The sequence below is a fragment of the Microbacterium sp. CBA3102 genome (genome assembly GCF_007954505.1).
GTDB lineage: Bacteria > Actinomycetota > Actinomycetes > Actinomycetales > Microbacteriaceae > Microbacterium > Microbacterium aurugineum.
On the sequence record NZ_CP042412.1, the window covers coordinates 927,382 to 939,944 of the forward strand.

At 68.8% G+C, this 12,563-nt stretch carries 13 protein-coding genes; 7 read left to right on the top strand and 6 right to left on the bottom strand.

What is annotated here, in order from left to right:
• Window positions 1–44 precede the first annotated feature (44 nt).
• Window positions 45–956, top strand: coding sequence for a LysR family transcriptional regulator (locus FGL91_RS04515; RefSeq protein ID WP_153243193.1), 912 nt, complete (start codon window positions 45–47; stop codon window positions 954–956).
• A gap of 6 nt (window positions 957–962) precedes the next feature.
• Here FGL91_RS04515 and FGL91_RS04520 read toward each other — a convergent pair whose 3' ends face one another.
• Together FGL91_RS04520 and FGL91_RS04525 are read right to left on the bottom strand one after the other, a co-directional pair.
• Entirely contained in the window at window positions 963–1,466 is a 504-nt protein-coding gene (locus FGL91_RS04520) for a GNAT family N-acetyltransferase (RefSeq protein ID WP_131491688.1), read from the bottom strand.
• Window positions 1,459–1,743, bottom strand: a complete 285-nt coding sequence (locus tag FGL91_RS04525; protein WP_047521454.1) for a DUF1778 domain-containing protein — start codon at window positions 1,741–1,743, stop codon at window positions 1,459–1,461. Before FGL91_RS04525 ends, FGL91_RS04520 begins: the two co-directional genes overlap by 8 nt.
• Window positions 1,744–1,864: 121 nt before the next feature.
• Between FGL91_RS04525 and FGL91_RS04530 the strand changes: the two genes are divergently transcribed.
• Genes FGL91_RS04530 through FGL91_RS04555 form a run of 6 tightly spaced genes read left to right on the top strand, consistent with a single transcriptional unit; the run spans window position 1,865 to window position 7,503 of the window.
• Window positions 1,865–2,560 (top strand): DUF1684 domain-containing protein, encoded by a 696-nt coding sequence (locus FGL91_RS04530; RefSeq protein WP_153243194.1) that lies wholly within the window; start codon window positions 1,865–1,867, stop codon window positions 2,558–2,560.
• Window positions 2,561–2,588: 28 nt separating this feature from the next.
• Window positions 2,589–4,085, top strand: coding sequence for an ABC transporter substrate-binding protein (locus tag FGL91_RS04535; RefSeq protein WP_153243195.1), 1,497 nt, complete (start codon window positions 2,589–2,591; stop codon window positions 4,083–4,085).
• A gap of 52 nt (window positions 4,086–4,137) precedes the next feature.
• Window positions 4,138–5,100 (top strand): ABC transporter permease, encoded by a 963-nt coding sequence (locus FGL91_RS04540; protein WP_047521443.1) that lies wholly within the window; start codon window positions 4,138–4,140, stop codon window positions 5,098–5,100.
• Window positions 5,097–5,957 carry an ABC transporter permease gene (locus FGL91_RS04545; RefSeq protein WP_047521436.1) on the top strand — a complete coding sequence of 287 codons (861 nt, stop codon included), beginning with the start codon at window positions 5,097–5,099 and terminating at the stop codon, window positions 5,955–5,957. Before FGL91_RS04540 ends, FGL91_RS04545 begins: the two co-directional genes overlap by 4 nt.
• Window positions 5,954–6,751 (top strand): ABC transporter ATP-binding protein, encoded by a 798-nt coding sequence (locus FGL91_RS04550; RefSeq protein WP_153243196.1) that lies wholly within the window; start codon window positions 5,954–5,956, stop codon window positions 6,749–6,751. The genes FGL91_RS04545 and FGL91_RS04550 overlap by 4 nt, the downstream gene beginning before the upstream one ends.
• On the top strand, window positions 6,748–7,503 hold the full coding sequence (locus FGL91_RS04555; RefSeq protein WP_047521428.1) for an ABC transporter ATP-binding protein: 756 nt from the start codon (window positions 6,748–6,750) through the stop codon (window positions 7,501–7,503). Before FGL91_RS04550 ends, FGL91_RS04555 begins: the two co-directional genes overlap by 4 nt.
• A 9-nt stretch (window positions 7,504–7,512) precedes the next feature.
• Here the strand turns inward: FGL91_RS04555 and FGL91_RS04560 are convergent, their stop codons facing one another.
• The 4 genes from FGL91_RS04560 to FGL91_RS04575 all read right to left on the bottom strand — a co-directional run bounded on the left by FGL91_RS04560 (window position 7,513) and on the right by FGL91_RS04575 (window position 12,546).
• Window positions 7,513–7,914, bottom strand: a complete 402-nt coding sequence (locus tag FGL91_RS04560) for a DUF779 domain-containing protein (RefSeq protein WP_194239311.1) — start codon at window positions 7,912–7,914, stop codon at window positions 7,513–7,515.
• Between the two features lie 64 nt (window positions 7,915–7,978).
• The gene (locus FGL91_RS04565) at window positions 7,979–9,529 is read right to left on the bottom strand and encodes an aldehyde dehydrogenase family protein (protein ID WP_131491681.1); all 1,551 of its coding nucleotides are present in this window, start codon (window positions 9,527–9,529) and stop codon (window positions 7,979–7,981) included.
• A gap of 181 nt (window positions 9,530–9,710) precedes the next feature.
• Window positions 9,711–11,039: a GAF domain-containing protein gene (locus tag FGL91_RS04570; protein WP_153243197.1), complete on the bottom strand. Its 1,329-nt coding sequence runs from the start codon at window positions 11,037–11,039 to the stop codon at window positions 9,711–9,713.
• A gap of 79 nt (window positions 11,040–11,118) precedes the next feature.
• A complete protein-coding gene (locus FGL91_RS04575) occupies window positions 11,119–12,546 on the bottom strand; it encodes a CCA tRNA nucleotidyltransferase (protein WP_153243198.1) in 1,428 nt (475 codons plus the stop codon).
• Between the last annotated feature and the right edge of the window lie 17 nt (window positions 12,547–12,563).

Consider the following 12,563-nt stretch of genomic DNA (forward strand, 5'->3'; position numbering starts at 1 on the left):
GCAACAACGCCCAGTGCTGCACATCGCATGTGCATAATTGCAGAATGGATGCCGCCAAGCGCCCCCGTGCCGATGATCTGCTCGTCCTCCTCGCAGTCGCGCGCACCGGGCGCTACACCAGTGCCGCCACGCATCTGGGCCTCGACCACACGACGGTCGCCCGGCGCATCGCGGCCCTCGAGGACGCGCTCGGCGGTCGCGTGGTCGCGCAGTCCGCGACGGGATGGGAGCTGACCGACCTCGGCCGATCCGCCGCGGAGACGGGAGGCCGTATCGAAGCCGCGCTGTCTCAGCTCGACAGCGGCGCCGAGACCCCCGATCCGGTCTCGGGAGTCGTCCGCATGTCGGCCACCGATGGCTTCAGCGCCTACATCGCGGCTCCCGCGGTCGCCGCCCTCCGCATCGCGCATCCGCGGCTCACGGTCGAGATCGTCGCGGCGACCCGGCGCGCTGCCGAGCATCGCGCCGGGCTCGATCTCGAAGTGGTGGTGGGAGCTCCGCAGACGCGTCGCGCACACGCGGTGAAGCTCGGCACGTACACGCTGGGCATGTACGCATCCCGCGACTACCTCGCTCGGGCCGGAACACCGAGCACCGCCGCCGATTTGGAGCAGCACCACCTGGTCTACTTCGTCGACTCGATGCTGCAGGTCGATGCCCTCGATCTGCCCCGTCGACTCGTCCCCCGCATGCAGGACGGCCTCACCTCGACCAATGTCTTCGTGCACGTGGAGGCGACGCGCGCAGGTGCCGGCGTCGGGCTCCTCCCCTGTTTCGCGGCCGACCGCCATGCCGACCTCGTGCGACTGCTGCCCACGGTCTTCGCCGAGAAGCTTCCGTACTACCTGGTCGCCCGTCCGGAGTCGTTGCGTCTGCCCGCCGTCTCCGCCCTCGCCGCAGCGCTGCGCGCCCAGACGCGCGCGTCGAAGGCGATGCTCGACGGCGTGAGCGGCTGAGGTCGGTCACGCCGAAAGCGTCGCCCTGGCATCCTGGGCGAGGAGGAACAGCGAGCGCTGCGCTCCGGGGAACCGTTCGAAACCGAAGCGCTCGTAGAACGGCACGACCTCATCGTTGATCGCGTGCACCAGGATGGCACGCACGCCGATGGCGTCTGCGGCTTCGAGCGCACGCATGGTCGCGTGCTGCAGGAGGGAGACGCCGAGGCCGCGTCCTGCGTACTCGCGGTCGACGGCGAGGCGACCGAGCAGCACGATGGGAACGGAGACGGGCATTCCGACCGCGAGGGGCGGAGGTCCGTCGCCACGGTCCAGCGCACTCGACGAGAGGCAGTAGTACCCCGCGACCCTCCCCTCCCGCGTCACCGAGACCATCGTGCGGGAAGCACCGCTCTTCTCGTTCGAGCGGGCCCGTCCTCGCAACCAGCTGTCGAGACTCTCCTCCCCACAGCGGAAATCGGACAGCTTGTCGCCGGCCGCGAGAGGCCGGGGTGTGCGGAACTCAGTCAACGAAGACGGATTCCCGTCTCAGCAGCTCTCGCAGACCCTCGACCGTGCGAGGCGGGCGTTCCATGACCTCGATGAAGGCATCGAACCGGACAGCATCGACGCGCAATCGACGTTCGCGTTCGATGACCTCCTGCGCCCGCTCCACCAGCACCGATGCCGAGAAGTCCGTCACGGTGCGGCCCTCGATAGCGGCTGCCTCTTCGATCGTCTCCTTCTGGTCGGCCGTGACTCGGAATTCCAGGCGGGCGCTCTTCAGCGGCGTGGTGGAAGTACTCATGAGGAGAGTGTACGGCAGATACCCGTACAGGGGTCCTCGGAATGGAGAGTGCGTCCCCCAGCGTTACCCCGGGTGACGAGGCCGACCCCGCCGCCTTCTCCATGCAAGAGAATTGAAAGTGATGCCTGAACGCGAAGAACACACCCACTGGCAGGCCGAGCGCCGCGCCGCCGTCACCTCGGCGACCGGCAACCTCGCCCTGATCGAGACCCGTTGGACCGGCGAGCGCCCCGACCTCGAGGCCGAACAGCGCGCCGCGGCCGACACGGTCACGGTGACACCGATCGAGCGCACGAACATCGAGACCGGTGAGGCCGAGCATGGGCTGCGCGTCTGGGACGCCGATGCCCCCGCCATCCGCGCCTTCGACCGCATCGACACCTACGAGTACGACCCGGCCTGGGTGCTCGAAGGGCACTTCACCCCGGTCTCCGGCGACCGCCGCGTGTCGTTCGAGCACATCCGCGACAACGGTGGCACCCGCGACCTGGTCGTGCCGGGCGACATCCGCCTCGAGCTCGCGGGCCAGGAGTACACCCTGGCCGCGTTCGACGACGGCGGCACGCTGCTGCTCGTCTTCGGCGACGAGACGAACGGCGCGGAGACCTACGGATCCGGACGGTTCCTGTTCGTGCAGCTGCGGGATGACGAGGGCTCGGTGGTCCTCGACTTCAACCGCGCGTTCGTGCCGCCGTGCGGTTTCAGCGCCCAGTACAACTGCCCGCTGCCGCCGGCATCCAACCGCTTCCCCCTGCCCATCCGAGCAGGCGAGAAGAACGTCGTGTTCCGCGACGGCTTCGACATCTACGCGGCGTGACGCCGCACACTCTCACCCTGGAGCACTCATGAGAAGAACCCGCATCCTCGGCGCGCTCGGCGCCGTCGCCACGCTCGCGCTCGTGGCTGGCTGCGCGTCGGGCACGAGCGACGACGCGACCGCGAGCGAAGACGCCACGATCTTCATCGGGTCGCTGTACGAGCCGACCAACCTGAGCAACACGCAGGGCGGCGGGCAGGGCGTGACCGAGGCTCTGGCCGGCAACGTCTACGAGGGCCTGTACCGGCTGACGGATGACGGTGAGGTCGAACCTCTTCTCGCCGAAGACGCCCAGGTGTCCGACGACGGCCTGACCTACACGATCACGCTCCGCGACGACGTGACCTTCCACTCGGGCGACCCGCTCACCTCCGCCGACGTGAAGTCGAGCATCGAGGCCGTCACCGCCGAAGATTCCGTGTCGGCCCGCAAGTCGAGCTTCACGACGATCGCCGACATCGCCACCCCCGACGACAGCACCGTCGTGTTCACGCTGTCGCAGCGGTCGATCTCGTTCCTGTACAACCTCAGCTACGTCTGGATCGTGAACGACGAGGCCGGCGACATCACGAGCACGGAGGACGGCACCGGCCCCTACACGCTCGACGAGTGGAAGAAGGGTTCGACCCTCACCCTCCAGCGCTGGGACGACTACTGGGGCGAGCCCGCCAAGAACGGCGAGGTCGTCTACACGTACTTCACCGACGCGACGGCCGAGAACAACGCGCTCCTCACGGGTGAGATCGACGTCATCACCAGCGTGCAGAACCCGGACTCGCTGACGCAGTTCGACTCCGACGACTATGTCGTGAGCGAGGGCACCTCCACCACGAAGGAGCTGCTCGCCTTCAACGACCGCGTCGCTCCTTTCGACGACACTCGCGTGCGCAAGGCGGTCTACTCCGCGATCGACACGAAGAAGCTGCTCGAATCGATCTGGGGTGACTACGGCACGCTGATCGGCTCGATGGTGCCGCCCACCGATCCCTGGTACGAGGACCTCACGCAGGTCAACCCCTACGACGTCGACCTCTCGAAGAAGCTGCTCGCGGAGGCGGGCTACGCCGACGGCTTCACGTTCACGCTCGACACCCCGAGCTACGACCCTCACCCCGCGGTGGCGGAGTTCCTGCAGTCGCAGCTCGCCGAGGTCGGCATCACGGTCGAAATCAACACGATCAGCGCCGACGAGTGGTACACGAAGGTCTTCAAGGAGCAGGACTTCCAGGCCACGCTGCAGGAGCACGTGAACGACCGCGACGTGGTCTGGTACGGCAACCCCGACTTCTACTGGGGCTACGACGACGCCGATGTGCAGCAGTGGGTCGCCGACGCCGAGCAGGCCGCGACGACCGACGAGCAGACCGCTCTTCTCAAGAAGGTCAACGAGAAGATCGCCGCCGATGCCGCGAGCGTATGGTTGTACCTGTACCCGCAGATCGTGGTCGCCTCGAGCGACCTCAGCGGGTACCCGGTCAACGGCCTGAACTCGCAGTTCTTCGCCTACGACATCGTCAAGTCCTGACGTGCGTGGGGGATGCCGCGCGTCGGCATCCCCCACGTCATCCTGAGAAGCCATGCTCGCCTACCTCCTGCGCCGCCTCGCGTTCCTCGCGGTGTCGCTCGTCGTCGCGATGGTCGCGATCTTCGTGCTGCTGCGTCTTCTCCCCGGCGACCCGGCCAACGCGCTGCTCTCGGTGAACGCCACCCCCGAGCAGATCGCCGCCGCGCGCGCCCAGGTCGGCTCGGACCAGCCCCTGCTGCAGCAGTTCACCACCTGGGCGGGTCAGCTGCTCCGCTTCGATCTCGGTGAATCGTTCCTGAGCTCCCGTCCGGTCGGACCCGACATCGCCGATCGGCTCGCCGTGACGCTCCCGCTCACGCTCATCGCCTTCACCCTCGCGCTCCTCGTCTCACTCGTGATCGGTATCACCGCGGCCGTCAAGTCCGACCGCTGGTACGGGATCGCGCTGTCGGGGTTCGCGCAGCTCGGCGTCGCTGTCCCCGTGTTCTGGGTCGGCGTCGTGCTCGTCTGGGTGTTCGCGCTCGGTCTCGGCGTGCTGCCCTCCGGCGGGTTCCCCCGGAAGGACTGGGAGGATCCGGCGGATGCGCTCCGCTCGCTCGCGCTGCCCATTCTCACCATCGTGATCGTCATGAGCGCCTCTCTCAGCCGCTACGTCCGCTCGGCGACACTCGACGTGCTCGGAAGCGACTACCTGCGCACCGCGCGCGCCGGAGGTTCCGGCATGGGGGAAGCGCTGCTCCGGCACGGCGTGCGCAACGGGGCGGTGCCCGTGGTCGCGGTCCTCGGCATCGAACTGTCGACCACGCTCCTCGGCGCGGTGGTCGTCGAGAGCGTCTTCACACTTCCCGGGCTCGGCAGCCTGCTGCTCTCGGCCATCGAGCAGCACGATTTCCAGGTGATCCAGGGCGTCCTCGTCGTCAGCACGCTCTTCGTGCTGCTGGTCGGGTTCGCCGCCGACATCGTGCAGCGTCTGATCGATCCGCGCCTGCGCACGAGCGTTTCGGGGAACCGATGAGCCGCGTCGCCGAACAGCTGATCACCGCCTCCGTACCCGTGCGCCGGCGGCCGAAGGCGACCCTGGTGATCGGGATCGTCCTCACCGGCGTCATCGTGCTGATCGCGCTGGTCTCCCTGTTCTGGCTGCCCTATCCGCTCGCCGACACCAGTGGAGGCCGGCTCGAGGGCCCGAGCGCACAGCACCTCCTCGGCACCGATCGACTCGGCCGCGACCTGTTCTCGCAATTGATGTGGGGCGCACGGATCGCGCTCATCGTCGGCACGGGCGCGGTCGCGATCGCCGCGGTCCTCGGGACGATCATCGGCCTTCTCGCCGCGTTCGCCCGCCCCTGGGTCGACGACACCCTCTCCGCAGGCCTCGACGTGGTGATCGCGTTCCCCGTGCTGCTGCTGGCGATGCTGGTCGTCGCGGTGCAGGGAGCGTCGCTGTGGTCTGCGGTGCTCGCGATCGGCCTGGCGATGTCGGCGGTCGTGGCGCGACTCACGCGTATCCTCGCGCGCCGCGTGCTGCAGGAGCAGTACATCACCGCCGCGCGCACGAGCGGCACCGGCGTGCTCGGGATCGTGTTCCAACACGTGCTGCCGAACATCGCACCCACCCTCGCCGTGAGCCTGGCGCTGCAGTTCGGTGCCGCCGTGCTGGCCGAGGCGAGCCTGTCGTACCTCGGGCTCGGGGCACCGCCGCCCAACGCTTCGTGGGGACGGATGCTGCAGGAGGCGCAGGGCACCGTGCTCACCGCACCCGTCGGTGCCATCGCTCCCGGAGTCGCGATCATCGCGCTCGTGCTCGGTGTGAACTTCCTCGCCGATGGTCTGCGCGACCTCGCCGACCCGACCCGAAGGAGGAGCCGATGAGCCTCCTCGACGTCTCCGGACTCACGGTCCGCTCCGGCGCCGGCGCGCTCGTGCGCGATGTCTCGTTCTCCCTCGGGGCGGGGGAGCGCCTGGGGCTGATCGGCGAGTCCGGCTCGGGCAAGTCGCTGACCTCGATGGCTGTGACCGGCCTGCTGCCGGACGCCCTCCGCGCGTCGGGCTCGGTGCTGCTCGACGGGCACCAGGTGATCGACGCTCGCGACGCCGACCTCCGCCCGCTGCGCGGACCCGTCGCGCAGATCGTGTTCCAGGAGCCGCTCACCGCGCTCGACCCCCTGATGCGGGTGGGACGACAGATCGCCGAACCGCTGCGGCGCCACCTCGGTCTGCGCGGGGCGGAGCTGAAGAGCGCCGTCGCCACGGCCCTCGACGAGGTCTCCCTCTCCGACGCCCGCATCGCGCGCGCCTACCCGCATGAGCTCTCGGGTGGTCAGCGCCAGCGTGTCGCCATCGCCATCGCCCTCGCGGCCCGCCCGCAACTGCTCATCGCCGACGAGCCGACCACCGCACTCGACGTGACCGTGCAGGACGGCGTGCTCACGTTGCTCGAACGCCTGGTCGACGAGCGGGGCATGGCGCTGCTGTTCATCAGCCATGACCTGGCCGTGGTCTCGCGCATGGTGGATCGCATCGTCGTGTTGCGCGACGGACTCGTCGTGGAAGCGGGCGCGGTGGCGCAGGTGCTGCAGGAGCCGGCCGAGCCGTACACGTGGATGCTGGTCGACAGCGCCCGCGCGCTCGATGCCTTCCTCGATGCCGGGGAGGTCGGACGATGACGCTGCTCGAAGTGCGCGGAGCCGGCTTCGCCTATGGATCGCGCCGCGTTCTTCACGACGTGTCGCTGCGCATCGACGAGGGCGACTCGTTGGGCCTCGTCGGCGAGTCGGGGGCGGGCAAGTCCACGATCCTGCGGCTGATGCTCGGGCTTGATGCTCCGCGCGACGGACGGGTGCTGTTCGAGGGCGCCCCGCTCGCCCTGCGCGACCGCGCACAGATGCGACGGTTCCGCGCGAGTGTGCAGCCGGTGTTCCAAGACCCGTACTCGTCGCTCGACCCTCGCCAGCGCATCGACCGGATCGTCGGCGAACCACTCCGCTCGCTCGGCCTGGCATCCGGCGCCGACGCGCAACGCCGCATCGCCGAGGCCCTGGACTCCGTCGGGCTTCCCGCTGACACCGCCCGCCGCTATCCGCACGAGTTCTCCGGCGGGCAGCGTCAGCGCATCGCGATCGCCCGCGCCGTGGTCTCCCGCCCGCGCGTGCTTCTCGCCGATGAGCCGGTCAGCGCGCTCGACGTGACGACGCGCGTGCAGGTGCTCGAGCTGCTCGATCGCTTGCGTCGCGAGAACGGCCTGTCGCTCGTGATGGTGTCGCACGACCTCACCGCGATCGCCTCGGCGTGCGACCGCACGCTCGTGCTGCAGAACGGTCGCGTCGTCGAGCAGGGTGCCACTTCGGCCGTGCTGCACGACCCGCAGGACCCGTACACGCGAGCGCTCGTCGACGCGGTTCCGCGGCTGCCGCGCTGAGGCGGGACGTCAGCTTGCCGGCGTCGCCAATCCGAAGTACGCAAGCTCCGCGTCGTCCAGCATCCGAGAGCGGATGAGGAACCGCATGCCCGTCGGTCCTTCGACGCTGAAGCCCGCACCGCGCCCCGGCACCACGTCGATGGTCAGGTGCGTGTACTTCCAGTACTCGAACTGCGACTGCGACATGTAGACCTCGACGGGGTCTGCGAGTCCGACATCGAGTGCGCCGAGCAGCACGTCGCCCTCGCCGATGAGGAACATACCGACCGGGAAGCACATGGGCGCGGAGCCGTCGCAGCATCCGCCCGACTGATGGAACATGAGCGGACCGTGCTGCACGGTGAGCTCCCGCACGAGAGAGGCCGCGGCCTCCGTCACATCGACCCGCTGCTGTGTGCCGCTGATGGCCACGGTTCCCCCTTCCAGAGATGGTCCGGGCGGGCGCTGAGGGAGCAGCGCCCGCCCGGGGTCGAGCTCAGAAGAAGCCCATGGGCCCTTCCGCGTACGAGACGAGGAGGTTCTTCGTCTGCTGGTAATGGTCGAGCATCATCTTGTGGTTCTCGCGCCCCACACCCGACTGCTTGTACCCGCCGAACGCGGCGTGGGCCGGGTACTGGTGGTAGGTGTTCGTCCATACGCGTCCGGCCTCGATCGCCCGGCCCGCGCGATAGGCCGTGTCCCCACTGCGGCTCCACACACCCGCACCCAGTCCGTAGAGCGTGTCGTTCGCGATGGAGATCGCGTCGTCGAAGTCATCGAACGACGTGACCGAGAGCACCGGACCGAAGATCTCCTCCTGGAAGATGCGCATGTCGTTCGTGCCCTCGAACACGGTCGGGGCGACGTAGAACCCCTCGCTGAGATCACCGCCGAGGTCGACCCGCTCCCCTCCGGCCAGCAGTCGCGCACCGCCCTGCGTGCCGATGTCGATGTAGCTGAGGATCTTCTCCAGCTGGTCGTTCGATGCCTGCGCACCGATCATCGTGGCGGGGTCGAGCGGGTTGCCCTGCACGACCTTGCCGACGCGCTGGAGTCCGTCGGCGAGGAATCCGTCGTAGATCGACCGCTGGATGAGTGCACGCGAGGGGCAGGTGCAGACCTCGCCCTGGTTCAGCGCGAACATCGTGAAGCCCTCGAGTGCCTTGTCGTAGAACGGGTCACTGGTCGAGCGGGCGACGTCGTCGAAGAACACGTTCGGGCTCTTGCCTCCCAGCTCCAGCGTGACCGGGATCAGGTTCTGCGAGGCGTACTGCATGATCAGACGACCGGTCGTGGTCTCTCCCGTGAAGGCGACCTTGCGGATGCGCTTGTGCTGCGCGAGCGGAGCGCCCGCCTCGATGCCGAACCCGTTGACGATGTTCACGACACCCGCCGGGAGCAGGTCACCGATGATGTCGAACAGGAACAGCAGGGATGCCGGCGTCTGCTCGGCCGGCTTGATCACGACGCAGTTGCCTGCGGCGAGCGCGGGCGCGAGCTTCCACACGGCCATCAGGATCGGGAAGTTCCAGGGGATGATCTGCCCGACCACGCCGAGCGGCTCATGGAAGTGGTACGCGACGGTGTTCTCGTCGAGCTGGCTGATCCCGCCCTCCTGTGCCCGCAGCACACCGGCGAAGTAGCGGAAGTGGTCGACGGCGAGAGGGATGTCGGCGGCGAGGGTCTCGCGCACGGGCTTGCCGTTCTCCCACGTCTCCGCGACAGCGATCTCCTCGAGGTGCTGCTCGATCCGATCCGCGATGCGATTCAGGATGACCGAGCGCTCGGCCGGACTCGTCTTCCCCCATCCGGTGAACGCCTTCCAGGCCACGTCCACGGCGCGGTCGATGTCTTCGCTCGTGCCACGGCCGACCTCCGTGAAGGGCTTGCCGTTGACGGGGCTGATGTTCTCGAAGTACTGACCCTTCACGGGTTCGACGAACTCTCCGCCGATGTAGTGGCCGTATCGGGGACGATAGTTCGCGAGGGCGCCCGGCCGGCCCGGGGCCGCGTAGGCGAGGGACACGTCTTCTTCGACGATGCTCATGGAGTCTCCTTCGACGGGCCGCGCTTCGTGCGCGGCTGTGTTCCGAAGGTAGGTCGCGGGAGGTTGCACCCCGATGCGCAACGTTGCAGCGGGTTGCAGTCGCGGGATCGACCCCCGTGCGGGATCAGAAACGCACCGGAGAGGGGCCCGGGAGGGGCGTTTTCGATCCCGCACCGGGGGATCAGGTACCGAGGCGCTCGATGCGGGTGACCAGTGCCGCGCGCTTCGGCGACCGTGCGGGGAGCATCTCCAGGGCCAGGCGCAGCACCTCGGCGTCGCCCTGCCCCTCGGGGATCTCGGCGTAGGAGAGCAGAACGTCGAGGCTGGCCTCCGAGAGCATCACCTCACGCAACGCCCCGCGCACCGTCTCGCGGAACTCCTCCACCCCGGGCGAGGTCGACTCGGGCAGCACGGGCCCGCGGTACGCCGTCAGTGCGACACGGTGAGCACCGCGGTCGAGCAGCGAGAGCACGTCATGCGCGTCGGTGTCGAGGGCGACGGGCAGCCGATAGGGACGGGACTCCGGCACGAGGTCGGGGGCCGTGCGCTCGAGCACCTTGCGCAGACGCACCATCTCCGGGCGCAGCGTGTCGGGCGAGACCCCTTCGCCGTAGACAAGCTCGCACAGGCGCTCTGCCGAGAGTCCCTGACGGTGGACCGCGAGCATCAGGAGGATGGCGGCATGTCGCGCGCTCAGGTCGATCATGGCTTCGCCGTGCGCCGACTCGGTCTCCAAGCGCGCACGGTCGCGTCCGAGAACGTGCAGCGTCGCCCGGGCGGTCGCCGGGATACGCGCCTTCGAGGGGGTCGACCGCGAACGCGGCGTCTCGCTCCTCGCCCGGAGGCGCGAGACCATCAGCTCGGACTCCACGGCCCGAGCCGTCGCATCAACCAGCAACCGTGCCTGCGGGGACACGACCTCGGGTCCGCCGGTGATGTCGATCACTCCGAGCACACGCTTCGTCTCCGGGTCGCGCACAGGTGCGGCGGTGCACGACCACGGATGCACGAGCCTGTTGTAGTGCTCGGCACCGCGGATCTGCACCGACTGCTCCAAGGCGAGGGCCGTGCCGGGCGCACTCGTCCCGACCGCATCCTCCGACCAGTTCGCACCGGCGACGAAGCCCATGTCGTCCGTGAGCGAGCGCAGCTGTTCGTCGCCTTCGATCCACAGCAACCGACCCGCCTGGTCACCGACGGCGATGATCACCCCGGTGTCCTCGCTCGAGCCCGGCAACAGCAGGGCGCGGATCATGTCCATCGCGGAGGCGAGCGGGTGGGCGAGCCGATACTCCTCCAGTTCGTCGCTGATCAACTCCAGCGGCGGTGTGTCTTCGGGGGCGACACGGCGGCGCCACGAGCGTTCCCACGACTCGCGGACGAGCGGACGCACCCCCTGCAGCCGTCGGTCGTCGAGATTGCCGGCGAGCAGTTCCTCGTGCGCGCGCTCGACGAGAAGGCGCGATGTCGCCGGAAGGGACTCGCGGGATACCTGCCACGGCGCAGACACAGCGATCTCCGATCATCGAAGAGGCTTCGTGGATTCAGTGTACGAGCGCGGGGCCACGCGCGGAATAGGCGGGCCGGAGTCAGCCGCGCGAGGCCCACCACTCGCGGAGGCGCTGCTCCGCGACGTCGGGACCGAGCACACCCTCGTCCAGGCGCAGGTCGAGCAGGAACCGGTACGCCTCGCCCACCTCACGCCCCGGTGAGATGCCGAGCACCTCCTGGATGCGGTTTCCGTCGAGTTCCGGACGGATCGAGTCGAGCTCCTCCTGCTCACGGAGGGCGACGATGCGCGATTCGATGTCGTCGTACGCAGCCGCCAGGCGACCGGCCTTGCGCTTGTTGCGCGTGGTCACATCGGCCCGGGTCAGGATGTGCAACCGCTCGAGCAGGTCGCCCGCGTCGCGCACGTAGCGTCGCACCGCGGCATCCGTCCAGGTCCCCTCGGCATAGCCGAAGAAGCGCAGGTGCAGCTCGATGAGGGTCGCGACGGCGTCGGTCGTGGCGGTGTCGAAGCGCAGAGCCTGCAGCCGCTTGCGGGCCATGCGCGCCCCGACCACGTCGTGGTGATGGAAGGTCACCACTCCCCCGGCCTCGAGCTTGCGGGTGCGAGGCTTGCCGATGTCGTGCAGCAGGGCGGCGATGCGCAGCGGCACATCGGGGGCGGCACCGGGGTGCCGGGAGTGCTCGAGCTCGATCGCCTGACGGAGCACGGTGAGCGAGTGCTCGTAGACGTCCTTGTGATGATGGTGCTCATCGACCTCGAGGCGCAGCGCGGTGACCTCGGGGAGGAACTCGTCGATCAGGCCGGTGTCGACCAGCACGCGGATGCCGCGCACCGGATCGTCCGTCTGCATGAGGCGCACGAGCTCGGACTGGATGCGCTCGGGGCTCACGATCGTCAGGGTCTCGCGCAGCGCGGCGATCGCCTCGGTGGTGGCCTCGTCGACGCGGAAGCCGAGCTGGGCGCTGAAACGAGCCGCCCGCAGCATCCGCAACGGGTCGTCGCCGAACGAGATCTTCGGGTCGGCGGGGGTGCGCAGAACACCGGCGATGAGGTCTTCCACTCCGCCGGTCGGGTCGACGAGCTTCACAGCCGGCACCTGGAGCGCCATCGAGTTGACTGTGAAGTCGCGGCGCACGAGGTCGCCGTCGATCGTGTCGCCGAACTCGACCGTGGGCTTGCGGGTCACGCCGTCGTAGCTGTCGGCGCGATACGTCGTGATCTCGACCTGCTCGCCCTGCACGCGCGCACCGATCGTGCCGAACTCGCGGCCGATGTCCCAGCGGGCGGTCGAGATCGGTGTGACGATCGCCAGGATGTCGTCGGGCGACGCGTCCGTGGTGAAGTCGAGATCGTGCGTCTCCCGACCGAGCAGCGCATCGCGCACCGGACCACCGACCACGGCCAATTCGTAGCCCGCGCTCTCGAACGCCCTCGCGAGGGTGCCGACGACCGGATTCTCGGCGAGCGCACCGAGACGAGCGAGGCCGTCAGCCATGTTGAGCATGGGTTCCAGCGTACCGG